Here is a 24774-nt window from a genome sequence, read left to right on the forward strand (position 1 = left end):
GGTCAGCCGCCGCTGCGCGAACCGCCGCCGCCCAAGCCCGCACGGACCGTCTGGCCGGACCGCGTGGAGATGGTGCCGCTCGACGGGGCCTTGAGGCTTCCGCGGGAGACCCGGCCGGCGCGGTATCGGCCGCCGTAGTACCAGAAGTAGCTGGCGTGCGATCCGACCGCCGTGTCATCGCCGAGGTCGTCGTCGTCGCAGAGGTCCTCGTCCACCACCCGGTAGCCGGACTCGGGCTCCTCGTCAGGGACGGTGCCGTCGGGGCCGCGGACGCAGTAGGCGGTTACCTCGTCGTCCTCGTCCGGGTCGGGGGTCGAGGCTGGGCTGGCCGTCCCGGGGGAGACGGTCTGCGACCCCGTCGCGGACGGCGTGGTGTCGGACGAGCAGGCCGCCACGGCCAGCGAGAGCGCGCTCACGAGGCCGATGCGGACGGCCTGAGAACGCAGCCGGCGCGGTGGATGCGGAGGGATCATCCGGACATCCTTCCGGACGACCCGGCGGCCAAGCGAATTCGACCCTCGCGCTGCCCCGCGACCTGTCGATGACCACGCTCTCGGTCCTGGCCGACCTGGAACGCTTCGGTCCCCGCCGGATCACCGAGCCGGCCAGCCGCCGGCAGGCCCAGGCCAAGCGCCTGGCCGAGCTGCTGGCCGGCCTGCCCGCCGCCGCCGACCGCGCCGCGATCGCGGCCGCGCTGCCGGCCCTGAACCGGCCGGCCGCGGAGGCGGGCACCGGTTCCACCTCCTGAGCGGACCCGGTGCGCTCAGCGTGCCTCCAGGGCCGCGGCGACCGGGCGGGAGGCGCCGTACCGGACCGGCACCGCCGTCAGCAGCGCGACCACGGCCAGCGTCGCGGGAACCGTGGCGGCCAGCCAGAGCATCGGGACACCCGTCCCGGCGGGGGAGTTGCCGGCCGCCCGCGCGGCGGCGTCCACCAGCAGGCCCAGCGGGATGCCCGCCAGCGCGGCGAACCCGGCCGGGACCAGCTGCGCCGCCGCCAGCCCGGTGGTGACCTGCCGCGGCGTCCCCCCGAGGGCCCGGGCGAGCGCCGTGGCGCGCAGGTTGTCGAGCGCGGTCGTCCAGGCCGTGAGCACGGCGTTGACGGCGGCGAGCAGGACCAGCGCCAGCGCCAGCACCAGCACGATCTGGCTCAGCCTTTCGGTGACCGGGTTGCCCGCGCCGGGCACGAAGTCGGGGCCGAGGAGCACGCGGTCCTTGCGGGCCACGTCCCGGCTCATGGACAGCGCCGCCACGACCATCGCGACGGTGACCGCCAGGCTGAGCCCGGCCAGGACGGTGCGGCGCGGGCGGCGTGCGGCGATCCGCGCGCCCAGCAGCAGCGGCACCGGCAGCGGCGCGAACGCGGCGGCCAGGCGGGACCGGCGGCGGGGACCGCGCACCGGATCGGCCAGCGCCCGCACCGTGCTGATCCGGGCGCCGCGCAGCGCGGGCACCGCCGTCGCCGCCGCCGTGATCGCCGCCGCGACGGCCAGCACCAGCAGGACGGTGCCGGGCGTGGGCGCGGGCGTACCGGCGTCCAGCAGCCCGGTGCTGGGGCCGGTGAGGAGCGGCGCGGCCGCCCAGCCCGCCGCGACGCCCACGGCCGTCGCCGCGACCGCCACCGCCAGGTGCTCGGCCAGCAGGACCGCGGTGATCAGCGCGGGCGTGGCGCCCGCGACCTTCAGCAGCCCCACCCGCCGGCCCTGCTCGGCCAGCCGTCCGCCGACCAGCAGCGCGACGCTCATCGCCGCGAGGATCGCCAGCGCCCACGAGCCGCCGAGAAGCACGCCGTTGGCCAGCCGCAGCTCCGCCGTGGCGTAGGCGCCCATGTCCTGCCAGGACCGCACGCCCTTGTGCCGGGCGGCGAAGGCGGGCGCGGAGCCGGGTTCGGCGAGCCGCAGCGGCATGGTGTACCGCCGCGGCGTACCGGCGGGGGACGGCAGCCGCGCGGCCTCGGCCCTGGTCAGCCAGACCAGGCCGGGCGTGGCGGACGGGTAGGGCACCCGCCCGCTGGTGATCGCGATCCCGGCGATGGTGAACGCGCGTCCCGCGATCGTCACCCGGTCGCCGGGACGGACCCGCAGCGCCTCGGCGAACGCCCGCTCGACCACCACCCCGCCGGGACGCAGCCAGCGGCCGTCGGTGACCAGCGGCCGGTCGAGCGCGGCGGGCGCGATCTCGCGGCCCTGCACCATCGCGTTGACCGTGACGTCCCGTACCCGCAGGCCGCCGGTCACGGTCGGGTACGGGCGGCCGGCGGCGGCCACGCCTTGCTCCTTCGCCAGCGCGGCCAGGGTCCGGGCGTCGCCGGTCGCGACCGCGTCCGGCCCCGCGGTGGCCGCGCGGGTGCGTTCCCACGGCTCGTCGGCCACGTCCCGCACCAGCAGGCCCAGCGTCAGCGTGGTCGTCGTCGCGGCGATCGCGACCAGCAGCAGCGCCGCACGCGCCCGGCGCCGGCGCAGGTCGCGCAGCGTCAGCCGGAGCACCGTGCCGAGCACCGGCCCGGTCACAGGTCCAGCCCCGCGAGCGCGCCCAGCCCGGAAGCGGGCCGGCCGCCCCGCCCGGTGAGCACGGTCTCGTCGGCGAACGCGCCGTCGCGCATCGTGATCAGCCGGTCGGCGGTGCCGGCGACCCGGGAGTCATGGGTGACGATGACGACGGTGCGGCCCTCCGCGCGCAGCGCCGCGAACAGCCGCAGCACCTCGGTCGCGGCGGCGCTGTCGAGATTGCCGGTCGGCTCGTCGGCCAGCAGCAGCCCGGGATCGTTCGCCAGCGCCCGCGCCACCGCCACCCGCTGCCGCTGCCCGCCCGACAGCGCGCCGGGCAGGTGCCCGGCGCGGCCGCTCAGCCCCACCCGGCCGAGCAGTTCCTCGGCCCGGCGCCGCGCCGCCCGCCGGGGCGTCCCGGCCAGCAGCGCGGGCAACTCCACGTTCTCCCGCGCGGTCAGCTCGTCGACCAGGTGGAACGACTGGAACACGAAGCCGATCCCGCGGCGCCGCACCCGCGCCGCCGCGGTCTCCGAGAGCCCGTCCAGCCGCCGCCGGCCCAGCCACAGTTCGCCGCGGTCGGGACGGTCGAGCCCGCCGAGCAGTTGCAGCAGGGTCGACTTGCCGCAGCCGCTGGGGCCGACGATCCCGACCGTCTCGCCCGGCGCGACCACCAGATCGACATCGTCGACCGCGCGCACCAGCCCCGTCCCGGAGCCGTAGTACCTGCGCAGGCCGCGTGCCCACAGGGTGTATTCCACGTCCTCAATCCCCTTTCGCCGACCAGTGCTCGGCGCATGACTCCAGCCAGGTCAGGTCGGCGCGCAGCCGCAGCACGGCGCCCTCCAGCAGCAGCGCCGCGTCCGAGCCCGCGGGCAGCTCCAGCGCGGCCCGCTGCGCCTCGGCCAGCCGCCGCAGCAGCTCGCGACGCTGCGCGTCGACCAGCGCCACCGGGTCGGCCAGCCTGGACACCGCCGCGGCCACCAGCTTCAGATGGAACTCGGTCGGCGCGGGACGGCTCCAGCCCACGTCGGTGAGCCATTCGGCCACCCGGTCCCGGCCCGCGGCGGTCAGCTCGTAGACCTTGCGGTCGGGCCGGTCGGACTGGGCCGCCACCCGTGCCTCCGCCAGCCCCGCCTTCTCCAGACGGCGCAGCGTCACGTACACCTGGCCGGCGTTGAGCTCCTCGCCCAGCGGGCCGAGCGCCCGCCGCAGCCGGGCGCGCAGCTCGTACCCGTGCGAGGGCTCCTTGGCCAGCAGCGCGAGCACCACGTCCTGCACGGCGCGCACCTCCCTGACGACAGAGCCATAGCTAACCGTTAACCATGGGCCGGGTCAAGCGAAACGGGCGCGGCCGTCCGGCCATCGGCCTCCGCCGCCCCGGTTCCTGACGATGTGGAGAGGTTTCGACTACTTCCCGAGGAGAGACTCCGGGGCGCGGGCTCTGGCGTGGTCGACGATGCGGGTCAGCAGCCGGATGAGTTCCTCGCGTTCGGTGTGCGAGAGCGGGGCGCACAGGTCCTCTTGAATCTGAGCCAGCACGCCGTCGAGGTGTGAGAGGTGATGACCCCCTTCGGGGGTGATGGTGATGATGTTCCGCCTGCGGTCGGTGGGGTCTGGTGAGCGCTCGATCAGCTTCTTGCCGGCCAGTTCGTTCAGTGCCGCGACGACATCACTGCGGTCGACGCCCGTGCGGCGGCCCAGCTCGGCCTGGCTGGCGGGACCGAACTCCGCCAGTGCGGCCAGCAGCCGGTAGTGGTAGCCGCGGGCATCGGCAGCGGCGAACCGTTCGGTCACCAGGCGGTGGCTGTGCGCGGAGGCCTGGTTGATCAGCCAGCTCGGGGCGCACTTGAGGCGCATGGGTGGCGCTTGGTCGCCCGTCATCATGACCGCCAGCCTACCGACTTGTTGGTTCGGCCCACGAATGTTCTATGATTGGTGAAGCCAACGTTGGAACCACCAATGATATGAGGGAAAGTCATGGATCACGTCGACCGTCATGAGCCCACCGACTCGGTCGCCACTGCCAGCGGTGCGGTACAGGGAATCGATGCCCTGGTCGAGACCATGATCAAGCCGTTCCGCATCGACATCCCCCAGGCCGACCTCGACGACCTGGCCGACCGGCTCTCCCGCACCCGGTGGCCCAACGAGGTCGCCGACGCCGGGTGGGACTACGGCTTCCCGCTGGCACGGCTCAAGGAACTGGCCGAATACTGGCGCACCGGCTACGACTGGCGCGAGCACGAGGCCAAGCTCAACGAGCTTCCGCACTTCACCACCGAGATCGACGGCCAGAACATCCACTTCGTCCACGTGCGATCTTTGAAACCGGACGCGCTCGCGCTGATCCTCACCCACGGCTGGCCCGGTTCGTTCCTGGAGTTCCTCGACGTGATCGAGCCGCTGTCGCGCGACTTCCACCTGGTGATTCCGTCCATCCCGGGGTACGGCTTCTCCGGGCCGACCCACGAGCGCGGCTGGGATATCGTCCGGGTCGCGCGGGCCTGGGCTGAGCTGATGCGCCGTCTGGGGTACGAGCGCTATGGCGCGCAGGGTGGCGACTTCGGCTCGGGCATCTCATCGGCGCTCGGCGCGGTGGCACCCGAGCGGGTCGTCGGGGTGCACGTCAACTACCTGCCGACCCGGCCGGTCCCGGAAGCCGACATTGAACTGTCCGAAACGGATGAAGCCCGGCTGGACAAGGTCAGGCAGCTGATGGCGAATCGTCCGCCGTACCAGGCTCTGCAGGCCACCACCCCGCAGACCGTCGGCTACGCGCTGACCGACTCGCCGGTCGGCCAGCTGGCCTGGATCGCCGAGCGCTTCGCACAGTGGACCGACCCCCGCTCGCAGATCAGTGACGAGCGGATGCTCACCGACATCTCGCTGTACTGGCTGACCGCCACCGCGGCTTCCTCGGCGCGGCTGCACCGCGAGGCTCCGCGGCGGATCGAGCCGTGCCCGGTACCGGTTGGCGTGGCGGTGTTCGCGCACGACATCACGCAGTCGGTGCGACCGCTGGCCGAGCGGCTGTACGACATCAGGCACTGGTCGGAGTTCGACCGCGGTGGCCACTTCGCCGCGATGGAGGTACCGGAGCTACTCGCACAGGACGTCCGGGACTTCTTCCTTGCCCACATCAAGTACGACGACCGGGTCGCCCAGTAGACACTGCTGGCCGCGAAAGCGGCGGCCCCTTTCAGCACAGCGAGAACCGGCTTCGCTGCAGGGCTGACGTGCCAGTTCTGTCAGAGGCACGCGAGATGATGAACCCATGACCGAGACGCCAGCGCGTACCGAGATCGGCGACCAGGCCGCCTACGCCGATGCCGTGCAGACCGCCGTCGCCGCCGCGGCGGCGTACTACGGCGAGGGTGACTCCTCGCTCGACGACGACGCCTACGACCGACTGGTGCGGGGGATCGCCGCCTACGAGGCCGAGCATCCCGAGCACGTCCTGCCCGACTCGCCGACCGGCAAGGTCGCGGGCGGCGCGGTGGTCGGCGACGTGCCGCACACCGTCCCGATGCTGAGCCTCGACAACGTCTTCTCGGCCGAGGGGCTGGAGGGCTGGATCGGCGGGCTGGAGCGCCGGATCGACCGCGAGGTCGCGGTGTGGAGCGTGGAGCCCAAGCTGGACGGCCTGGCGATCTCCGCCCGCTACCGGGACGGCCGGCTGGTCCAGCTGGTCACCCGGGGCGACGGCGCGGCCGGTGAGGACGTCTCGCACGGCATCGGCATGGTCACCGGCCTGCCCGGGCGGCTGGCCGAGCCGGTCACCGTGGAGCTGCGCGGCGAGGTGCTGATGACCCGTGCCCAGTTCGAGGACGCCAACGCCGCCCGCACGGGCGCCGGGAACCCGGCGTTCGCCAACCCGCGCAGCGCCGCCGCGGGCTCGCTGCGCGCCCGCGACCGCGACTACCAGGTCGAGATGACCTTCTTCGCCTACGGCGCGCTGCCCCTCGACGGCACCGCCCACGACCTGCGCGAACGGCTGCTGGAGCTGGCGCACAGCGAGATCATGACGCTGATCGCCGGGTGGGGCGCGCGGACCACCGCGGTCACCCCGGTCGCCGGGATCACCTGCACCGGGCTTCCGGAGATCCAGAAGCAGGTCGAGCTGATCGCCGGGCTCCGCCAGGAGCTGGAGTTCGGCATCGACGGCATCGTGATCAAGGCCGATCTGGCCGCGGACCAGCGCGCGGCGGGCAACTCCTCGCGCGCGCCGCGCTGGGCGATCGCCTACAAGCTGCCCGCGACCGAGAAGATCACCAAGCTGGTCGGGGTGGAGTGGAACGTCGGCCGCACCGGCATCATCGCGCCGCGCGCCGTGCTGGAGCCGGTGGAGGTCGACGGGTCGGTCATCACCTACGCCACCCTGCACAACGCCGGCGACATCGCCCGCCGCGACCTGAAGATCGGCGACCATGTCACCGTCTACAAGGCCGGTGACGTGATCCCGCGGGTCGAGGCGCCGGTCGCGCACCTGCGCACCGGCCAGGAGGAGCCGATCCCGATCCCCGAGGCGTGCCCGCGCTGCGGCGACGCCATCGACGACTCCCAGAAGCGCTGGCGCTGCGTGCGCGGCCGGGCCTGCCACGCGATCGCCTCGGTCCGGTACGCGGTCGGCCGCGACCAGCTCGACATCGAGGGGCTGGGCGAGAACCGGATCGACCAGCTGGTCGAGGCCGACCTGATCAGCGACTTCGCCGACCTCTTCACGCTGGAGCGGGCGCCGCTGCTGGAACTGGAGCGGATGGGCGAGACCAGCACCGACAACCTGCTCGCCGCCATCGAGGGCGCCAAGGCCAAGCCGCTCAACAAGGTCTTCTGCGCCCTCGGCGTGCGCGGCACCGGCCGCTCCATGTCCCGCCGGATCGCCCGCCACTTCGCCACCATGGACGACATCCGCGCCGCCGACGCCGAGGCCTTCCAGGAGGTCGACGGGATCGGCCCGGAGAAGGCACCGGTCCTGGTCGAGGAGATCGCCGAGCTGGCCCCGCTGATCGACAAGCTGGTCGCGGCCGGGGTCAACATGACCGAGCCCGGCGCCACGCCCCCCGCCGCGAAGGCCGAGACCGAAGCCGAGGGGCCGCTGGCCGGGATGTCGGTGGTGGTCACCGGCTCGATGAGCGGCCCGCTGGCCGAGCTGTCCCGCAACGAGATGAACGAGCTGATCGAACGGGCCGGCGGCCGCGCCTCCTCGTCCGTCTCGGCCCGCACGTCCCTGCTGGTGGCGGGCGAGAAGGCCGGCTCCAAGAAGGCCAAGGCCGAAAAGCTAGGCGTCGAGGTCACCACCCCCGAGGATTTCGCCGCCCGCGTGGCCGACCATCTCTGAGCGCGATCCGCGGCTCTCGTCGCGAGCGGCGTCCAGGCGCGCACAACGCCGAGTGGGGGAGGACGGCCTGGTCCGGCCTTCGACCACGCCGCCCCGAGGCGCGCCTGGACGCCATGCGACAGAGCCTGATCGTCCGCGCGACGGGCTCGGCAAGGCCTTCCGCGGGCTGCACGCCCTGGCGGAGGTGGACTTCGAGGTCGCCGAGAGAGAGATCCTCGGCGTCATCGGGCCCGACACGCGTCCTGCTCGTGCACCCACCCGGCCGCGGACGCCGTCCTCGCGCTCGCCGCGGAGGCCGGTCCGGCGGCCCGCCCGATCGCGGAGATCCTCGTCGAGACGCACCGCGCTCGGCGCCGGGCTGACGCGCACCGGCTGGGACAACCGGCTGTCGGCGATGTTCTCCACGCCCTATGTCGTGGCCGTCGCGGCGCTCACCGGGGAGGTGGGGCCGGGCTCGCCGCTCGACCGTCCCGACGTGGCGGCCCTGGCCCGGCGGGTCCAGGGCGTCGCCGCCGAGGACCTGACGGCGCGGCTGCCCGGCGAGCGCGCCGCCCGCGTCACGGTCGGGGTTCGAGGACGGGACGCGGGCCGTCCGGGAGGTGCCCGACCCGGTCGGGGACGCCGACCACCATCCGTTCGGCGAGGCCGAGCTGGTCGCGCTGCTGAAGTCCTGGCTGCCGGAACGGACCGGGCTGATCGACGACGCCGTGCGGACCTCCCGCGAGCTGCCCGGCATGCCCATGTGGGCGACGCCCTGCGCCCTCGCGGCGACGCCCATTCACCTGCCCTCGGAGGAGAGTGCGCGGCCACCGGGTGTACGCCGACGGCGCGATCATCGGCGACCCCGTGGGCCGCTGCCTGCGGCGCGGGCGGTGACCCGTCCGCGCCGTCCGATCCGCCTTAGGATTTCAATGTGACGAACCGGAGCACGACCATGCGGAAGACCGCCCCCGGCGCCGACAACGTCGGGACCGAGGCGGCGGCGCGGGTCGCCGACGTGCTGCTGCTGTTCGCCGGGGGGCCGCGCTACCTCGGCGTGAGCGCGATCAGCCGCGAGCTCGGCATCTCCAAGGCGGTCGTCTACCGCATCCTGCAGTCGCTGGTGTCCCGGGAGGTGCTGGCCACCGACGAGGGGGCGGCGGGCTACCGGCTCGGGCCCGCCGCCGTGGCGCTGGGCGCCAGCGCGCTCCGCCGCTTCGACGCCCGCGTCGCGGCCACCCCGGTGCTCCGCCGGCTGCGCGAGGAGACCGGCGAGACCACCACGCTGTCCGGGCTGGTCGGGGACGAGCGGGTCTACCTCGACCAGTTCGAGAGCCCGCGCGAGATCAAGATGACGGTCGATCTGGGCACCCGGTTCCCGCTGCACGCCGGCTCCTCCGGCAAGGTCATCCTGGCGTTCCTGCCGGCCGAGCGCCGGGAGGCGGTGCTGTCCCGGCCGCTGGCCGCGCTGACCGAGCGGACGGTCACCGACGAGGCGGCGCTGCGCGAGGAGCTGGCGGCGATCGCCGCCGGCGGCGTGGCGGTCTCGCTGGGCGAGCGGCAGGCCGACGCGGGCTCGGTCGCCGCCCCGCTCATCGGGCCCGACGGGGAGGTGCACGGCTCGATCAGCGTCTGCGGCCCCCGCTACCGGTTCACGCCCGAGGCCGTCGACCGCTACCGGGCGCTGGTCCGCGACGCCGCCGAGGAGATCCGGCGCGGCTGGACCTGGCTTCGGGACTCGGTCACCGGAGCGGGCTGAGGGGGCGGCGGCTCAGGGCGCGGCGGCGCTGGACAGCACGTCGGTCATGCGGGCCGCGACGTCGTCGTCGAGGGCGCGCTCGCGCAGCCGGGTGGCGATCTTCTCCCGCAGCTGCACCAGCTTCAGCTGGGTGTCGGCGGTGCGCCCGGAGGCCAGGTCGTTGCGCAGGTTGGTGATCAAGTTGTTCAGGTCGACGGCCACGTCGGAACGGATCGCGCCCGAAGCCTGCCCGCTGTCGACGATCGGCTGCAACCGTCCCAGCGTCTCGATCACCGACGGCGCCGGCGCGGGCGGGCCCGTCTGCGGCTGGGCGCCCGTGGGCGCGGCATCGGTCGGCGCGGGGGCCGGCGTGGGCGGCGGCAGCGGCGCCGCGGAGCGGCCCTGCCCCGGGGCGGCGCCCTGCTGATCCGAACCGCCGTCGGCGATCACGAGGACGGCCGCCAGCGCCACCGCGGCCAGCGTCACGGTGACCGCCACGCGGAACACCGGCCCCTTGCCGTCGCCGTCGGGGGCCGGGAGCCGGCGCTCCTGCGGGCGTCCCGGGGGCATGGCGCCCTCCGGGACGAGGACCGTCGTGGCGGCGAACGGCGCGGCGGAACCGCCGGCCGGCGGAACCGGGTCCCGCGGCGGCAGGGGGAACTTCTCCTGCGCGCTCGCGAGGATCGCGGCCGCGGCCGTGGCCGTGGGCCTCTGCGCCGGGTCGCTCGAACGGCAGCGCGAGGCGAGCCGCGCGACCTCCTCGGGCCGCTCCGGCGCGGCCTCCCCGTCCGCGGGGCCGGACTCCGGGAGGCAGACGGCGAGCAGCGTCCCGAGGGCCAGCACGTCCGCGGCCTTCTCCTCCTCGACGGCCGCGGTGTCCGCCGGGGCGCCGTCGGCCATGCCGAGGTCCACGATCCGCACCCCGTCCAGGGTGAGGAAGACCTTCTCCGGGCGCAGGTCACCGTGCGTCACGCCCGCCGCGTGCGCCGCGGCGAGTCCCGCCGCGACCTGCGCGCAGCACTCCAGCGCCTCGGGCAGGGGCAGCGGCTCGCGGGCGACCCGTTCGGCCAGGGTCTCGCCGTCCAGATACGCGGTCACGACGTAGGACACCAGGCGTCCGTCGCCGTTGCGGGTCCGGTCGCAGTCGTAGATCGTCACGAACGCCGGGTGGGTGATCCGGACCGCGCCGACCACCCGCTCCTTCGTACGCGCGTGCCGCACCGCCACCGGACGGTTGAGCGCCTCGTCCCAGGCGCGCCAGACCTCACGGGTCGCGCCGCCGTCCAGGCGCTCGACCAGCCGGTAGCGTTCGGTCAGTCTGAGTCCTGGTTCCACTGCCCTCACCCCTGTGCCATACCCAAGGCCATGCGTGGGACGCGGCAGCCCTCACCACGAACCGCCAAGGAGTACGCATCCATCGGTAAACAGGTTCGAACCGCTTGGACGGCCGGGGTGCGCGGCGCGAGGGCGTCAGATCTCCAGCAGCCGGCGGAGCCAGCGGAGCCGTGCCGCACGGGCCTCCTGGGAGAGCGCGGCCTGCGGCGCCATCATGTCGAAACCGTGGAAGCCGCCGGGCCACACGTGCAGTTCGGCCCGGCCCCCGGCCTGCCACAGGCCCGTGGCGTAGGCGACGTCCTCGTCCCGGAACGTCTCCGCCGAGCCCACGTCGATGAACGCCGGAGGCAACCCCGAAAGGTCCTCGGCGCGCGCCGGGGCCGCGTACGGGGACACCCCGGGGCCGCCCCTGGCGTCGCCGAGCAGCGCCGACCAGCCGGTGTCGTTGGACGTGCGGTCCCAGACCCCGTGGCCCGCCATCTGGACGCTGGACACGCTGTCGTTGCGGTCGTCCAGCATCGGGCACATCAGCAGCTGCGCCGCGAGCGCGGGGCGGCCCCGGTCGCGTGCCATCAGGGCGAGCGCGGCGGCCAGCCCGCCGCCCGCGCTGGTGCCGGCCACGATGATCCGCTCGGGGTCGGCGCCCAGCTCGGCGGCGTGCTCCGCCGTCCAGAGCAGGCCGGCGTAGCAGTCCTCGACCGGGGCAGGGTGCGGATGCTCGGGCGCGAGCCGGTATTCGACCGACACGACCACCAGTCCCAGCTCCTGCGCCCAGTCCAGGACCTCGGTGACGCCCAGCCGGTTGTCCCCGAGGATCATCCCGCCGGCGTGCACGTAGTAGACGGCCGGGAGCGGCGCCTCGAAGCCGGTGGGGGTGCAGATGAGCAGGGAGATGTCGGGCGCGCCCGCGGGGCCGGGCACGGCGCGCTCCACGATGTCGAACGCGCCGTCCCGGCGCAGCTCCTCGTCGGTGACCGGGGCCGGCGCCTCGCCCCCGCGGAGGGCGGGAAGCAGGTCGGGGGTGATCGAGGACGGCGCCGCGCCCATGGCCTCCAGCGCGGTGGCCAGTTCCGGATCGAACGGCGGGGGCGGAGGAGCGGGCGTGGTCGGGGTGGTCATCGCTTCTCCTCGCGTGGGAAGTGTCGCGCGTGCGGTCGGTTCGACGGATCCTATTCCCGCCTCCGGGCGGGGGAGCGCGACAGGACCGCGCGGCGGGCGTCCTCCGCCGGTCGGCGGCCGGGCGCCGAAGGCGCGGCGCTGCCGGTACGGTCAACCGGTTCGGTCGAGACCGGCCGCGCGCTCGTAGGTCAGGGTCTCGTGGAGCTGGACGATCTGCTCGCACGCCTCGGTGATGTCGGAGCGGGCCAGCCGCGTGGACCCGCCGCCGGGGACGCGCCACTGGAAGGATCCCGCCTCGCACCACACGGTGAGGTTCTCCTTTACCGACAGCACGGAGACGCCGCGCTCGTTGCGGCGGATGAGGCGGCGCAGGCCGCGCCGGGCCAGCAGTGCGTGCAGGTCTTCGGCGGCGTGCGCCGCGCCGGTATGCACGGTGCGGTGCAGCGGCGGGATGGGCAGCCCGAACCAGGTCGCCTTGCCGGGCACGGCCGGATCGCTCAGCCGCGACCGGGACAGGTGGTGCCCCCAGCGGCCCTCGCTGAGCGCGTCGACGACGACCAGGCCGCGGCCGTGCTCGAGGAGCGTGCCCATGGTGTCGGGGGCGGCGGGCGCCGGGGCGGGCCAGTGCGGGGTGCCGTCGAAGACCTTGACGACCAGCTCGGAGTGCTGCCGGTCGCGGCCGGCCTCGCGCGCGTAGATCCACAGCTCGATCGGGTGCGCGGGCGAGGGATCGCCGTCGGGCGCCCGCGGCAGGCCGTGCCGGAGCGCGTTGGTGGCCAGCTCACTGACCAGGAGGACGGCGTCGTCGATGGTGCCGGGCGGGAGGCCGGGCCCGAACCCGCTGAGCGTCGCGGCGGTGCCGGCGCGCGCCACGCGGGCGATGGACTCGTCCGGGGGGAGGCGCATCGCCGCGCAGCCGCCGCGATCCAGGGTGCGTGCGGGCGGGAATCCCGGCTCGGCCTCCGTCATTGCTCGCCTCCGCTGTCCGTCGCCACCATCGCAGCACACCGGATATTTCGGGCTATGGGCGTCCACGTTCGCGAGTCGCTATCTGTGATTCACAGTTATGGTCGCACATTTCGCCGGGGTTCCCGCGAAGTGAAGGAAACTTTCCAAGGTGAGCGGTGAAACGTTCGCTGAAAGTTGCAAAACGGCACAAAATAGGGTGACCGGCAAAGTTCAGAGAGTATCCTGTAATAGCCCAAAATGGGCTCCTGTGCAGGGCTTGTACGGTGGTGCTGCCTGAGACGGGCGCGAAACGCGGAGATCCCCCAGGGGGGCAGCCCTGGGGGATCTCGCGCGGCCGGCCGGCGTGCCGCCCGGCCGGCGCCGAACCGTCAGCGCGCCGCGTCCCTCACAGGTCGTAGCGCCCCGCGCGCACGTCCGCGAGGAACGCGGCGAACGCGGCCCGGTCGACGACGTGCACGCCGGCGTCCGGTCTGGTGCTGTCGCGCAGCGCGGTCGCGTCGCCCAGATCGGCGACCTCCACGCAGCCGCCGTTGCTGGAGGCGCTCGCCGTCGCCTTGAACCATTCGGCCTGAGACAGGTCCATCTCCACTCCAGCTCCGACCCCCGCCCGGGAGGGCATGCGGGGTCTTGGGACTTCACTTGCACGGATCTCAGTCGAGGGTGTGCTTCAGCTCGTCGAGGTGTTCGGTGGTCGCGGCCGGGTCGAGCGCCGCCTTGCGGACGCGTTCGAGGGTCTGCTCATAGGCCTCCACGATCTCGGGGGTGATGCTGTCCTGGATGGCGACGTCGTTCTCCAGGAAGACCATCGAGGGCTCCCCGGCGAACCGGAAAAGGTTGACCAGGGTCGACATGCCGGGATGCAGGCCCTCGGTGAAGCGCAGCAGCCTGATCTCGATGTTGGGACGCCGGCTCATCTCGGCGAGATGGCCGATCTGCTCGCGCCGCTCGGCCCGCTCGCCCCAGCGGTAGAGCAGGGACGCCTCGGTGATGATCGCGAGCAGTTCGGGCGCGGTGCCGTCGTCGCGGTCGAGGATGCGCTGGCGCCGCCGGCGCGCCTTGAGCGCCCGCGCCTGCCACTCGGCGGACTTGCTGCCGGAGGCGAACAGCTCGCGGGTGTAGGCGGGCGTCTGCAGGAGCCCCGGCACGACCAGGGGCGTGAGGACCCGGATCGCGGCCGCGTCGGCCTCGAAGCCGGGGAACTCGTTGGGGAAGATGTCGGCGTGGTCGCGCCACCAGGCGCGGTCGCGGGCGAGGGAGGCGAGCCGTTCCAGCTCCTCCAGGTCGCCGCCGACCTGGCCGTAGACGCGGGCGAGGTCGCGGATGTCGCTGAGCTCCGGCCGCACCCAGTTGTTGGCCTCGAACCGGCCGACCTTGCCGCGGCCCCAGTCCAGCCGGTCGCAAACCTGGTTGGCGGTGTAGCCGGCCTCCTCGCGCAGGGATTTCAATCGCCGGGAGAGCCGCCATTTGGCGACGGTGGCTCCGCGGGCCTCACTCAACCAGGACTCCCTCGCTTGACATGCGATCGTTCCCAGCATAACTCTTGCCCAATTTGTGAATCACAGAACGAAAGGGCCGTGACTTTTCAGGTCGCGGCGCGGTCGAACTCGCCCGCTTTGACACCTTGGAGGAAACAGTCCCATTCGTGGTGGTCGAACACCGAGACGTGACCGCCGTCCCCTCCGGTCCGGAGCAGGACCCACGGTCCGGTGAAGGCGATCTCGATCGCGCCCTCCCCGCCCGGCGCCCGCTGCCAGTCGAGGCTTCGCAGGTCGACGCCCAGTTCATCGGCGGCCGGCTTGGTCGGCTTGGCCATCGCTCGCTCCGTTCTCTCGCCGTCCGCCGCCTCGATGCGGCCTCCGGGCCACGTTCTGTGACGCACCGATTATGAAACGGGAAGCGCTGTCCTCCGGGAACAATCACCGGGCCCGGGTGTTGGGCGCCGCGCCCGATGCCCCGATCGCGGGCCGCTCCTACGCCGGCAGCACCGGATGATCTTGGGGGGCGGGACGGCGGACCGGCTGGAGCGGATGAAGCGGCCCCGGAGCGTGGAGTTCGCCGACTTCCCGCTGCGCGACGACGCCGGGAAGATGCGCCGTTCCGCGCTGCGCGCCGAACGGGTCGGACCGCCGCGCCGCGACCTCGTGGGCTGACCGGGCCGATGCCGATTCGAAAGCGCAGCCCGGGAAAACCCGGGTGCGTTCTGTCCCCCCCTTCGCTCACCATGGAATCGTGGGCGAGATACGGAAGACCGATGATCGGGCACTGCTGCGGTTGGGCGCGCAGATGGCCGAGGTCGAAGCGCTGTTCGCCTGCGTGCTCGACACTCCCGATGCGCAGGCCGAGGGCCGTGCCCTGAGGGACCTCGCCGGCGCCGGCGCCCGGCTGGCCGAGCTGGCGCTCGACATGGCCGGCGGGAAGGCGAGCATGGCCCCCGCACGCCGCGTCCCCAAGCACCGCGTCTCCGAGCACCGCGTCCCCGAGCACCGGCGGCCCGCCCGCACCAGGCTGGAGCGCCGCATCGCCCGGGTGCAGGTCACCACCGAGTGGATCATCGCCCAAGCGGGCGGCCACCAGGACCGCGACCGGCACTGAGCGACGCGCTTAGGATCGCTGGGGTGAGTGGTCTTTACGCGATCAGTGACATCCACGTCGGATTCGCCGACAACCGCGCGTTCGTCGAAGGGCTGCGGCCCGAGGACGACGGTGACTGGCTCGTGGTCGCCGGCGACGTCGCCGAGTACTTCGCCGACGTCGAATGGGCGCTGCGGACGCTGAGCGGAGCCTACGCCAAAGTGATCTGGGCGCCCGGCAACCACGAGCTGTGGACGCCCAAGGACGACCCCGTCCAGCTCCGCGGCGAGGCCCGCTACCGGCGGCTCGTCGAGATGTGCCGGGAGCTGGGCGTCCTCACCCCGGAGGACCCCTACGCGGTGTGGGAGGGCGATGACGGGCCGGTGACCGTCGCACCGCTGTTCGTCCTCTACGACTACACCTTCCGGCCGGAGGGCGCCTCCACCAAGGAGGAGGCGCTGAAGATCGCCTACGACGCGGGCGTGGTGTGCACCGACGAGGTGCTGCTGCATCCCGACCCGTACCCGTCGCGCGACGCCTGGTGCGACGCCCGGATCGCCTACACCGAGGGGCGCATGGCCGAGCTGCCGCCCGGCGCCCGCACGCTGCTCGTCAACCATTTCCCGCTGACCCGCGACCCGACCCGGGTCCTGTGGTACCCGGAGTTCGCCCAGTGGTGCGGAAGCGAGCGCACCGCCGACTGGCACGTGCGGTTCGGCGCGGTGACCGTGGTTTACGGGCACCTGCACATCCCCCGCACGATGTGGAGCGACGGGGTGAACTTCGAGGAGGTGTCGGTCGGCTACCCGCGCGAGTGGCGCAAGCGCGGCGAGCGCCCCCACGGGCCGCGCCGCATCCTCCCGGCCGCCGCGCCCGCCGCGGTGGAGGCCGGATGATCGAGCGGATCCTGCCCGCGGGCGTCGCCACCGCCGCCGCCTACGACGATCCGCCCGACGCCGTCCTGCTGCCCGAGGAGGAGCCCGCCGTCGCGCGGGCCGTGGACAAGCGGCGCCGCGAGTTCACCACGGCCCGCTGGTGCGCCCGGCGGGCGCTGGCCGGGCTCGGCCTGCCGGCCGTTCCGATCATGCCGGGGGACAAGGGCGCGCCGCGCTGGCCGGACGGCGTGGTCGGCAGCATGACCCACTGCGACGGTTACCGCGCGGCGGCCGTCGCCCGGTCCGCCGACCTGGCCGCCCTCGGCATCGACGCCGAGCCGCACGGCCCGCTGCCCGACGGGGTGCTCGAAGCGGTCGCCCGCGAGGAGGAGCTGCCGATGCTGGACGGGCTGCGCCGCGCCGTGCCGGGCGTTCACTGGGACCGTCTGCTGTTCAGCGCCAAGGAGTCGGTCTACAAGGCGTGGTTCCCGGCCACCGGCCGGTGGCTGGGGTTCGAGGAGGCGTCCCTCACCTTCGGCCGCGACGGGACGTTCCGGGCCGAGATCCTCGCGAGCGGCGCGCCGTACCGGGAGTACAGGGGACGGTGGGCGACCGGCGGCGGCCTCGCCGTGACCGCGATCGCCGTTCGCGCCTGAAGGGCCGGTCGACCGGCGGGTCTTTCCCGCCGGGTAGAAATCATATATTTTATAGGGGTCTTTCTTATGGCAAAGGGGTGACCATGTTCGGGCTCAGCGCCGAGGAGCGCGCCATCGTCGAGACCGTCCGCGACTTCGTCGACCGGGAGGTCCGGCCCGCGGCCCGCGAGCTGGAGCACTCCGACACCTATCCCGGCGAGCTCATCGACCGGATGAAGGCGATGGGCGTCTTCGGGCTGGCCGTCCCCGAGCCGTACGGCGAGGCGGCCGTCTCCACCCCCTGCTACGCGCTGGTCACCGAGGAGCTCGCGCGCGGCTGGATGAGCCTTGCGGGGGCGATGGGCGGGCACACCGTCGTCTCCAAGCTGCTCCTCGCCTTCGGCACCGAGGAGCAGAAGCGCCATTACCTGCCGCGCATGGCGACCGGGGAGATCCGGGCGACGATGGCGCTGACCGAGCCGGGGGGCGGATCCGATCTGCAGGCCATACGGACGGTGGCGCGCCGCGACGGCGACGGCTACGTCATCGACGGCGCCAAGACCTGGATCACCAACGCCCGCCGCTCGCAGGTCGTCGCGCTGCTGTGCAAGACCGATCCGGACGCGCGGCCCGCGCACTCGGGCATCAGCATCCTCCTGGTCGAGAAGGGGCCCGGCTTCACCGTCTCCAAGGATCTGCCCAAGCTCGGCTACAAGGGCGTGGAGAGCTGCGAGCTGTCCTTCGACGGCTGCCGCGTGCCGCGCACGGCGCTGCTCGGCGAAGCCGAGGGGAAGGGGTTCGCGCAGATGATGAAGGGGCTGGAGATCGGCCGGATCCAGGTCGCCGCGCGCGCCACCGGCGTGGGCCGCGCCGCGTTCGACGACGCGTTCCGGTACGCCCAGGAGCGCGAGTCGTTCGGCAAGCCGATCTGGCGGCACCAGTCCGTCGGCAACTACCTCGCCGACATGGCCACCAAGCTCACCGCGGCCCGCCGGTTGCTGATGCACGCCGCCGAGCGCTACGAGAGCGGCGAGCGCTGCGACATGGAGGCGGGGATGGCCAAGCTGTTCGCCTCGGAGACGGCGATGGAGATCGCGCTGGACGCCGTGCGCGTCCACGGCGGTTACGGCTACTCCACCGAGTTCGACGTGGAGCGCTACTTCCGGGACGCGCCCCTGATGATCGTCGGCGAGGGCACCAACGAGATCCAGCGCAACGTGATCGTCCGCCAGCTCATCTCCCGGGGCGGCCTTCCGTAGCCCCCGCGACAGCGCACGACGCCCGTTCCGGCGGCCCCGCGGCCGCTGGCACGGGCGTTTTCGCTCTGGGCGATCGTGTGCTCGATCGCACCATCCGGTCGGTCAAGTGCGAGATGGGCACCGACTGGAAGACCAAGATCGACGACAAGCCCTTCACGCCGCAGCAGATCAGCGCGTTCGTGCTGCAGAAGCTCAAGCGCGACGCCGAGTCCTACCTGGGCGAGAAGCTGTCCCGGGCGGAGTTCCAGCGGATGACCGCTGAGCTGCTGGAGCGGACCAAGGCGCCGTTCAAGCAGGTGCTCAAGGACGCCGGGATCGGCGTGGACGGGATCGACCAGGTCGTGCTGGTGGGCGGTTCCACCCGGATGCCGGCGGTCAGCGAGCTGGTGAAGACGGCATCGCGCCCGCGCCGCGCGGCGTGCCGCAGATCGAGGTCGCCTTCGACATCGACGCCGACGGCATCGTCGAGGTCGCCGCCCGGGACGAGGCGACCGGCAAGGCGCAGTCGATCACGATCACCGGGGGATCGGCGCTGCCCAAGGACGAGATCGAGAAGATGATGCGCGACGCCGAGGAGTACGCCGAGGAGGACCGCCGGCGCAAGGAGGAGGCCGAGGTCCGCAACCAGGCCGACACCCTGGCCTACTCGACCGGGAAGTTCCTGCGGGAGAACGAGGACAAGATCCCCGCGGAGACCGGGACCGAGGTCGAGAAGGCCGTCGCCGACGTCCGCGAGGCCCTGGGGGGCGCCGACGTCGAGGCCGTCAAGACCGCCACCGAGAGGCCGTCGGCCAGAAGATGGGCGCGGCCATGTACGCGCAGAACACCGCGGGCGACGGCGCACGTCCGGACGACGACGTGGTCGACGCGGAGGTCGTGGACGAGGACGCCGGGCGGCGCGGCGCCGCGAGCTGATCATTGGGCGTGGCGATTCGTCTCATTGGTCCCCTGGGGGCAATACGATCGTCCCGGCGGCAGTGGTCATATGAGGGGACGGCCGGGATGTCCGAGGACGGCAAGAAGGCGTGGGAGCTTCCGAGCGCGGCCTCGCGGCCGGTCTCGGACGCGCCCCCGATCGACACCACGAAGGCCCACTCCGCGCGGATGTACGACTACTACCTCGGCGGCAAGGACAACTACCCGGCCGACCGGGAGACGGCGGAGGTCGCCGAGCAGAGCTGGACCTCCGTGCGGACGGCGGTTCGCGAGAACCGCACGTTCCTTGCCCGCGCCGTCCGCCACCTGGTGCGCGAGGCCGGCGTCACGCAGTTCCTCGACATCGGCACCGGCCTCCCCAGTGCCGGGAACGTGCACGAGGTGGCGCAGCGCGAGAATCCCGCCTGCCGGGTGGTCTACACCGACAACGACCCGATCGTGCTCGCCCACGCCCGGTCCCTGCTGCGCGGTACCTCTGAGGGCCGGACCGCCTATATCCACGCCGACCTTCGCGACCCGGGCGCCATCCTGGCCTCGCCGGAGGTCGCCGAGACCCTCGACCTCGACCGGCCGGTCGTGCTGATGCTGGTGGCGATCCTGCACTTCATCGTGGACGAGGAGCGGCCCGCCGAGATCGTCCGGACGTTGCTGGACGCGCTGCCCTCGGGCAGCTACCTCGTCGCCTCGCATGTCACGCCCGAACTCGACCCGGACGGCGTGGGCGGCCTGGAGCGGGCCTACCGCAACGGCGGCGTCCCGGCCCAGGCGCGCCCCAGGGACCAGTTCGCCAAGCTGGCGTTCGAGGGGCTGGAACTGGTGGAGCCGGGAGTGGTGCTGGTGTCGGAATGGCGTCCGGACGGCGCCGGCCCGCGCCCGCCCGCCGCGGAGGTCAGCTGGTACGGCGGCGTGGCGCGCAAGCCTTAGCGGTTTGGCGGAGCGAGGTTCTGCTCCCGTGATCGACTGCGCCGGCCCGGAACGCGCGGCCGAGATCGCGGCGGGGGCTGACCACCGGCCTTCCCGAGCAGCGCTACCTGCGGGGCCGCGCCGACCGGCTCGGCCGGTAGGCTCCCGGTCACCGTCCGAGATTGAGATCTTTCCGTGCCGAACCCGCGTGCGGTCCGCGGCGTCTGCTGTAAAAGGTCGTTTCGGTACGGCGGCGGGCGCCGTACCGGCGGTGCGGGGAGGTGGCGACGGCGGATGGAGGCTCTGCGGCCCGATGATCCCCGGCGGATCGGCGGCCACCGGCTGCTGGGCCGGCTGGGCGCCGGCGGCATGGGGCAGGTGTACCTGGGACGCTCGCCCGGCGGGCTCCTGCTCGCGGTCAAGGTCGTCCACGCGCACCTGGCCGAGGACGCCGACTTCCGGCGCCGGTTCGGCCGGGAGGCCGCCGCGGCCCGCTCGGTCGGCGGCGCGTTCACCGCCCCGGTCGTCGACGCCGATCCGGGCGCCGATCCGCCCTGGCTGGCCACCGCGTTCCTGCCGGGCCTGCCTTTGGACGAGGCGGTGGCCGCGCACGGGCCGCTGCCGGCGCCGGCGGTGTTCGCGCTCGGCGCCGGGCTCGCCGAGGCGCTGGTGTCGGTCCACCGCGCCGGGGTCGTGCACCGCGACCTGAAACCCGCCAACGTCATGCTCGCCCCCGACGGCCCGCGCGTGATCGACTTCGGCATCGCGCACGCCACGGAGGCCAGTGCGGTCACCCGGACCGGGCACGCGATCGGCTCGCCCGGCTTCATCGCCCCCGAGCAGGCGCGCGGCGAGCGGACCGGACCGGCCGCCGACGTCTTCGCGCTGGGCGCCGTCCTGGTGTTCGCCGCGACCGGGACCGGACCGTACGGCCAGGGCCCGCCGCACCTGCTCGTCTACCGCGCCGTCCACGAGCCGCCCCGGCTGGGCGCCGTCCCCGATCCCGGCCTGCGCGAGCTGGCCGCCGGTTGCCTGGCGCCCGACCCGGGTGCCCGGCCCACGCCCGAGCGGCTGCTGGAACTGCTCGCGCCGCTCGTCCCGGAGGAGACCGACCTGCACGGTCTCGGCTGGCTGCCGGAGCCGGTCGCCGCCGCGATCGCGCGGGCCGGGGCGGAGACCCCGGTGATCGCGGCCGGGCGGACGCGGCTGTACGAGGGCGGTCTCGGCGCGTTCACCCGGCGCCGCGTCCTGGCGCTGGGCGGGGCCGGTGCCGCCACCGCGCTCGCCGGTGCGGGAGCCGCCGCGCTCCTCTGGCCGGAGGACGAACCCGCGGCGCCCGCACCGGCCCGTCCGGTCACGGGAGCGGGCGCGGCGCCGCCCTCGCCCAAGCCGACCGGTGAAGGGAAGGTGCTCTGGCGCCGCTTCACCGGGGACGAGTACCTCATCTCCAGCCCGGCGGTCGCGGGCGGCGCCGTCTTCGTCGGCAGCGAGAAGGGCGACCTGCTGGCCTTCGACGCCAGAACGGGAAGGCCCCGCTGGCGGTACTCCGCCGGAGCCCGCGTCTCGTCCTGGCCCGCCGTCGCGGGCGGCGTCGTCTACGTCGGCGGCTCGGACGGCGACGTGCACGCCGTCGACGCCCGGACCGGCCGGGTGAAATGGCGGCGGCCGGCCGGCCGGACCGGCACCAACACCCTCGTCGCCGGGGGACTGGTCTTCGCCGGGAACGATCCCGTCCACGCGCTCGGCGCGGACGACGGCTCGCCCCGGTGGCAGAGCCGCGGCGGCACCAGCTACGTCTCGCACCGCACGGCCGCCGGCGGCGTCCTGTACGTGCCGCGCTCGAAGAGCCTGGCCGCGCTGGACGCCTCGACCGGGCGGGTCCGCTGGGAGTACCGGATGAGCAAGGGCGCCGGCGGGGCCGTCGTGTCGGGCGGCGTCGTGTACTGCGGCGACTTCCAGGGCAACCAGGTGCACGCCATCGACGCCCGCACCGGCGAGCGCCGCTGGGCCTACGCCACCGCCGGACCCGTCACGGCGCGGCCGCAGGTGGCGAACGGCCTGGTCTTCGTGGGCGACCGGGACTCCAACGTCTTCGCCCTCGCCGCCGCCGACGGCACCATGCGCTGGCAGAAGCAGATCGACGGGCACGTGCAGGGCGACCCGGCGCTGGCCGGCGGGATGCTCTATGTCTCGGCCGGCGTCTACTCCGACGGCGCCCTGTACGCCGTCGAGGCCGCCACCGGCCGCGTGGTCTGGCGGTTCCGGGCCGCCAAGGGAACCGAGTCGAGCCCGGTGGTGGCGGGCGGGATCGTCTACTTCGGCTGCAAGGACGGCTACTTGTACGCGCTCGACGTCCGAGGCGGTCCCGGCACCGTGCCGCCGTCCGGCTGAGCATTCCATCGCGAACGGGAGGATCCATGCCGGCGACACGGCCCGCGGACCCCAAACGGGTCGGCCCCTACCGGGTTACGGGCAGGCTGGGGGCGGGCGGCATGGGCCAGGTCCTGCTCGCCCGCTCGCCCGGCGGCCGGGCCGTCGCCGTCAAGATCATTCATCCGGCGCTGGCGGACGAGCCGAACTTCCGGTCCCGGTTCCGGCGCGAGGTCACCGCGGCGCGGGCGGTCGACGGCGCCTACACCGCCGCGGTGCTGGACGCCGACCCGGACGCGCCGCAGCCGTGGCTGGCGACGGCGTTCCTGCCGGGCCTGTCCCTGCAGGACGCGGTCGCCGCGCACGGCCCGCTGCCCGCGCCGGCCGCGCGTGCGCTGGGGGCCGGCCTGGCCGAGGCGCTGCTGTCCATCCACCGGGCCGGGGTCGTGCACCGCGACCTCAAGCCGGCCAACGTCATGCTCACCCCGGCCGGCCCGCGGGTGATCGACTTCGGCATCGCGCGCGCGAGCGACGCCAGCGCCCTGACCCGCACCGGGGCGACGCTCGGCACGCCCGCGTACATGTCGCCCGAGCAGGCGTCCGGAGAGCCCGCGGGGCCCGCCGCGGACGTGTTCTCGCTGGGCGCCGTCCTGACCTACGCGCTCACCGGCTCCGGGCCGTTCGGCGGCGGCGCCGTCCACGAGGTGATCTACCGCGTCATCCACCTTCAGCCCGACCTGAGCGCGATCGGCGACCCGGGGCTGCGCGTCCTGATCGCATCCTGCCTGGACAAGGACCCGGCGCGGCGGCCCGATCCCGGGCAGTTGCTGCGGTCCCTGGCGGGCGGCGCCGCGGCGCCCCCGGACGGTACGCACTGGCTTCCGCCGCAGGTCGCCCACGCCGTCGCCCAGCGGGGTGCCGAGCCCGTGTCGCGCGGCCCGGGCCGCCGCACGTTCCTGGCCCTGGGCGCGGGCGGCGCCGCGGTCCTGCTGACGGCGGGCGGCGGCACCGCAGGGGTCCTCCTGGCGCGTGACGACTCGCCGCTCCGCTGGACGTTCGACCTTCCCGGCGACCTGACCGTGCGGGGCGGCACGATGGCGGCGGCGGGCACCGTGCTGGCCGTCGGAGCCGAGCGAGGCGACGCCAGGACGTTCGCGTTCGACCCGCGGACGGGCGAGCGCCGCTGGGAGGGCGCCTTCTCCGCGACCCAGGGATCGCCCCTGGCCGTGGTGGGCGGGACGGGCCTGGTGTGCGACATCGGCGGCCTGAGCACGGCCCTCACCGGGTTCGACATCGCGACGGGCCGGCGGCTGTGGTCGGCCGGGTTGTCGACCTTCGCGACGGCGCCCGTCCCGGTGGCGGCGGCCGGCGCCTTCTGCCTCGCCGGCAGCGACGGCACGGGCAGCTACGGCCTGTTCGCCTTCGACGCCGCGACCGGCCGGCAACGGTGGCGGTACCGCTCGGAGATGGTTCAGGGCAACGTGGCGCAGGCGGGTGGGACCTGCTACTTCGCCGATCAGGGCGGGTTCCTGTACGCGGTCGACGCCGCGACCGGGGGCGCCCGCTGGCGGCGGCGGGTGGCCGAGCGCCTCCCCGCCACGACCCCGGCGGTGGCGGGCGGAGTGGTGACCCTCGTCGCCGGGGACGGCAGTGTGCACGCGTTCGACGCCGCGACCGGCCGGCCCCGATGGCGGCAGGCCGATGCCCCGGACGGCGGTGCCGGGCCCCCTTCCGCGGAACTCGGCGTGCTGCCCCCGCTGATGGCCGGGGACGCCGTCTATGTCGGGGGCCAGACCGGCCTGACCGTCCTGGACGCGCGAACCGGGCGGCAGCGCTGGCGGTTCGGCACCGCAAGCGCTGTCGGCTCCGCGGCCTTCCAGGAGCACCGGACCCCGGTCCTCGGCCGCGGGCTGGCGTTCCTGGCCGACGGCCAGGAGACGCTGACCGCGCTGGAGGCCGCGACCGGGCGGGTCCGATGGCGGCGGACGGTCGGCAAGGGCTTCGGGGAGCGGCCGATGATCGCCGGGAACGTGGTCTTCCATGCCGGTGTCGACGGCGTGCACGGCTTCGACCTGGTCACCGGGCGCCCGCGCTACCGGCTGGGCAAGGACGACGTCCCCGAGGACTCCATGTCGTCCGCGAAGGGGCTCAGCGCCCTGGGCTCCACGGTGTACTGCACCGTCGGAAGCACGCTCGTCTGCGCGCTCCGCCCGCCGGGCGACTGACGTATGAGCGCGACCCGGACGCGCAGGAATCGAT

General features: G+C 74.0%; 24 protein-coding genes and 2 pseudogenes. 15 read left to right on the forward strand and 11 right to left on the reverse strand.

The features are described 5' to 3' along the window. Window positions 1-2: 2 nt before the first annotated feature. Window positions 3-473, reverse strand: a complete 471-nt coding sequence (locus tag ABD340_RS02880) for a hypothetical protein (RefSeq protein ID WP_344586769.1) — start codon at window positions 471-473, stop codon at window positions 3-5. 68 nt (window positions 474-541) lie between these two features. Between ABD340_RS02880 and ABD340_RS02885 the strand changes: the two genes are divergently transcribed. Then, entirely contained in the window at window positions 542-748 is a 207-nt protein-coding gene (locus tag ABD340_RS02885) for a hypothetical protein (protein WP_344586770.1), read from the forward strand. A 15-nt stretch (window positions 749-763) separates the two neighbouring features. Here ABD340_RS02885 and ABD340_RS02890 read toward each other — a convergent pair whose 3' ends face one another. From ABD340_RS02890 to ABD340_RS02905, 4 genes are all read right to left on the reverse strand, one after another. After that, window positions 764-2509, reverse strand: coding sequence for an FtsX-like permease family protein (locus ABD340_RS02890; RefSeq protein WP_344586771.1), 1746 nt, complete (start codon window positions 2507-2509; stop codon window positions 764-766). Beyond that, the gene (locus ABD340_RS02895) at window positions 2506-3246 is read right to left on the reverse strand and encodes an ABC transporter ATP-binding protein (protein ID WP_344586773.1); all 741 of its coding nucleotides are present in this window, start codon (window positions 3244-3246) and stop codon (window positions 2506-2508) included. Before ABD340_RS02895 ends, ABD340_RS02890 begins: the two co-directional genes overlap by 4 nt. 4 nt (window positions 3247-3250) lie before the next feature. Continuing rightward, complete coding sequence (locus tag ABD340_RS02900) at window positions 3251-3775, reverse strand: PadR family transcriptional regulator (protein WP_344586774.1); 525 nt, start codon at window positions 3773-3775, stop codon at window positions 3251-3253. A 120-nt stretch (window positions 3776-3895) separates the two neighbouring features. After that, window positions 3896-4372: a MarR family winged helix-turn-helix transcriptional regulator gene (locus tag ABD340_RS02905; RefSeq protein WP_344586775.1), complete on the reverse strand. Its 477-nt coding sequence runs from the start codon at window positions 4370-4372 to the stop codon at window positions 3896-3898. A 180-nt stretch (window positions 4373-4552) separates the two neighbouring features. Here ABD340_RS02905 and ABD340_RS02910 point away from each other — a divergent pair, with 180 nt between their 5' ends. The 5 genes and pseudogenes from ABD340_RS02910 (at window position 4553) to ABD340_RS02925 (ending at window position 9564) form a co-directional block, all read left to right on the forward strand. After that, window positions 4553-5656, forward strand: coding sequence for an epoxide hydrolase family protein (locus ABD340_RS02910; protein ID WP_344587142.1), 1104 nt, complete (start codon window positions 4553-4555; stop codon window positions 5654-5656). Between the two features lie 106 nt (window positions 5657-5762). After that, window positions 5763-7826, forward strand: a complete 2064-nt coding sequence (ligA, locus tag ABD340_RS02915) for an NAD-dependent DNA ligase LigA (RefSeq protein ID WP_344586776.1) — start codon at window positions 5763-5765, stop codon at window positions 7824-7826. Between the two features lie 184 nt (window positions 7827-8010). After that, window positions 8011-8388 (forward strand): annotated as a pseudogene (locus ABD340_RS47870) (hypothetical protein); the annotation flags it as partial. Window positions 8389-8425: 37 nt separating this feature from the next. After that, window positions 8426-8743 (forward strand): hypothetical protein, encoded by a 318-nt coding sequence (locus ABD340_RS02920; RefSeq protein WP_344586777.1) that lies wholly within the window; start codon window positions 8426-8428, stop codon window positions 8741-8743. Further along, a complete protein-coding gene (locus tag ABD340_RS02925; protein ID WP_344586778.1) occupies window positions 8740-9564 on the forward strand; it encodes an IclR family transcriptional regulator in 825 nt (274 codons plus the stop codon). Before ABD340_RS02920 ends, ABD340_RS02925 begins: the two co-directional genes overlap by 4 nt. A 12-nt stretch (window positions 9565-9576) precedes the next feature. Here the strand turns inward: ABD340_RS02925 and ABD340_RS02930 are convergent, their stop codons facing one another. The 6 genes from ABD340_RS02930 to ABD340_RS02955 all read right to left on the reverse strand — a co-directional run bounded on the left by ABD340_RS02930 (window position 9577) and on the right by ABD340_RS02955 (window position 14779). Then, complete coding sequence (locus ABD340_RS02930; protein WP_344586780.1) at window positions 9577-10878, reverse strand: protein kinase domain-containing protein; 1302 nt, start codon at window positions 10876-10878, stop codon at window positions 9577-9579. 135 nt (window positions 10879-11013) lie between these two features. Next, window positions 11014-11997: an alpha/beta hydrolase gene (locus ABD340_RS02935; protein ID WP_344586781.1), complete on the reverse strand. Its 984-nt coding sequence runs from the start codon at window positions 11995-11997 to the stop codon at window positions 11014-11016. Between the two features lie 150 nt (window positions 11998-12147). Then, window positions 12148-12966 carry an ATP-binding protein gene (locus ABD340_RS02940; protein WP_344586782.1) on the reverse strand — a complete coding sequence of 273 codons (819 nt, stop codon included), beginning with the start codon at window positions 12964-12966 and terminating at the stop codon, window positions 12148-12150. Window positions 12967-13351: 385 nt separating this feature from the next. Then, window positions 13352-13549, reverse strand: coding sequence for a DUF397 domain-containing protein (locus ABD340_RS02945; protein ID WP_344586784.1), 198 nt, complete (start codon window positions 13547-13549; stop codon window positions 13352-13354). A 67-nt stretch (window positions 13550-13616) separates the two neighbouring features. Beyond that, entirely contained in the window at window positions 13617-14462 is an 846-nt protein-coding gene (locus ABD340_RS02950; protein WP_344586785.1) for a helix-turn-helix domain-containing protein, read from the reverse strand. Window positions 14463-14548: 86 nt separating this feature from the next. Beyond that, complete coding sequence (locus ABD340_RS02955) at window positions 14549-14779, reverse strand: DUF397 domain-containing protein (RefSeq protein ID WP_344586787.1); 231 nt, start codon at window positions 14777-14779, stop codon at window positions 14549-14551. Window positions 14780-14954: 175 nt separating this feature from the next. On the opposite strand from ABD340_RS02955, the gene ABD340_RS02960 reads away from it, so the two are divergent. The 9 genes and pseudogenes from ABD340_RS02960 to ABD340_RS03000 all read left to right on the forward strand — a co-directional run bounded on the left by ABD340_RS02960 (window position 14955) and on the right by ABD340_RS03000 (window position 24740). Further along, a complete protein-coding gene (locus tag ABD340_RS02960; RefSeq protein ID WP_344586788.1) occupies window positions 14955-15116 on the forward strand; it encodes a hypothetical protein in 162 nt (53 codons plus the stop codon). 79 nt (window positions 15117-15195) lie between these two features. After that, window positions 15196-15558, forward strand: a complete 363-nt coding sequence (locus ABD340_RS02965) for a hypothetical protein (RefSeq protein ID WP_344586789.1) — start codon at window positions 15196-15198, stop codon at window positions 15556-15558. A 23-nt stretch (window positions 15559-15581) separates the two neighbouring features. After that, a complete protein-coding gene (locus ABD340_RS02970) occupies window positions 15582-16433 on the forward strand; it encodes a metallophosphoesterase family protein (protein WP_344586790.1) in 852 nt (283 codons plus the stop codon). Next, window positions 16430-17068 carry a 4'-phosphopantetheinyl transferase family protein gene (locus ABD340_RS02975; protein ID WP_344586791.1) on the forward strand — a complete coding sequence of 213 codons (639 nt, stop codon included), beginning with the start codon at window positions 16430-16432 and terminating at the stop codon, window positions 17066-17068. Before ABD340_RS02970 ends, ABD340_RS02975 begins: the two co-directional genes overlap by 4 nt. A gap of 83 nt (window positions 17069-17151) precedes the next feature. Further along, complete coding sequence (locus ABD340_RS02980; RefSeq protein WP_344586792.1) at window positions 17152-18306, forward strand: acyl-CoA dehydrogenase family protein; 1155 nt, start codon at window positions 17152-17154, stop codon at window positions 18304-18306. A gap of 170 nt (window positions 18307-18476) precedes the next feature. Further along, window positions 18477-19221: pseudogene (locus tag ABD340_RS02985) on the forward strand (Hsp70 family protein); the annotation flags it as partial. 87 nt (window positions 19222-19308) lie between these two features. Beyond that, complete coding sequence (locus ABD340_RS02990) at window positions 19309-20166, forward strand: SAM-dependent methyltransferase (RefSeq protein ID WP_344586794.1); 858 nt, start codon at window positions 19309-19311, stop codon at window positions 20164-20166. 273 nt (window positions 20167-20439) lie between these two features. Beyond that, window positions 20440-22536: an outer membrane protein assembly factor BamB family protein gene (locus tag ABD340_RS02995; protein ID WP_344586796.1), complete on the forward strand. Its 2097-nt coding sequence runs from the start codon at window positions 20440-20442 to the stop codon at window positions 22534-22536. 26 nt (window positions 22537-22562) lie between these two features. Then, window positions 22563-24740 carry a serine/threonine-protein kinase gene (locus ABD340_RS03000; RefSeq protein WP_344586797.1) on the forward strand — a complete coding sequence of 726 codons (2178 nt, stop codon included), beginning with the start codon at window positions 22563-22565 and terminating at the stop codon, window positions 24738-24740. Window positions 24741-24774: the final 34 nt, after the last annotated feature.

Origin of the sequence: Actinomadura vinacea, from assembly GCF_039532545.1 — a bacterium.
In the GTDB taxonomy this organism is placed as follows: Bacteria; Actinomycetota; Actinomycetes; order Streptosporangiales; family Streptosporangiaceae; genus Spirillospora; species Spirillospora vinacea.

Bases quoted from the DNA above. Each gene is read 5' to 3' on its own strand.
- ABD340_RS02910 (WP_344587142.1), top strand. From the start codon at position 4,553: ATGATCAAGCCGTTCCGCATCGACATCCCCCAGGCCGACCTCGACGAC.
- ABD340_RS02885 (WP_344586770.1), top strand. From the start codon at position 542: ATGACCACGCTCTCGGTCCTGGCCGACCTGGAACGCTTCGGTCCCCGC.
- ABD340_RS02955 (WP_344586787.1), bottom strand. From the start codon at position 14,779: ATGGCCAAGCCGACCAAGCCGGCCGCCGATGAACTGGGCGTCGACCTG.
- ABD340_RS02940 (WP_344586782.1), bottom strand. From the start codon at position 12,966: ATGACGGAGGCCGAGCCGGGATTCCCGCCCGCACGCACCCTGGATCGC.
- ABD340_RS02945 (WP_344586784.1), bottom strand. From the start codon at position 13,549: ATGGACCTGTCTCAGGCCGAATGGTTCAAGGCGACGGCGAGCGCCTCC.
- ABD340_RS02905 (WP_344586775.1), bottom strand. From the start codon at position 4,372: ATGATGACGGGCGACCAAGCGCCACCCATGCGCCTCAAGTGCGCCCCG.
- ABD340_RS03000 (WP_344586797.1), top strand. From the start codon at position 22,563: ATGCCGGCGACACGGCCCGCGGACCCCAAACGGGTCGGCCCCTACCGG.
- ligA (WP_344586776.1), top strand. From the start codon at position 5,763: ATGACCGAGACGCCAGCGCGTACCGAGATCGGCGACCAGGCCGCCTAC.
- ABD340_RS02960 (WP_344586788.1), top strand. From the start codon at position 14,955: ATGATCTTGGGGGGCGGGACGGCGGACCGGCTGGAGCGGATGAAGCGG.
- ABD340_RS02935 (WP_344586781.1), bottom strand. From the start codon at position 11,997: ATGACCACCCCGACCACGCCCGCTCCTCCGCCCCCGCCGTTCGATCCG.
- ABD340_RS02995 (WP_344586796.1), top strand. From the start codon at position 20,440: ATGGAGGCTCTGCGGCCCGATGATCCCCGGCGGATCGGCGGCCACCGG.
- ABD340_RS02980 (WP_344586792.1), top strand. From the start codon at position 17,152: ATGTTCGGGCTCAGCGCCGAGGAGCGCGCCATCGTCGAGACCGTCCGC.
- ABD340_RS02990 (WP_344586794.1), top strand. From the start codon at position 19,309: ATGTCCGAGGACGGCAAGAAGGCGTGGGAGCTTCCGAGCGCGGCCTCG.
- ABD340_RS02880 (WP_344586769.1), bottom strand. From the start codon at position 473: ATGATCCCTCCGCATCCACCGCGCCGGCTGCGTTCTCAGGCCGTCCGC.
- ABD340_RS02975 (WP_344586791.1), top strand. From the start codon at position 16,430: ATGATCGAGCGGATCCTGCCCGCGGGCGTCGCCACCGCCGCCGCCTAC.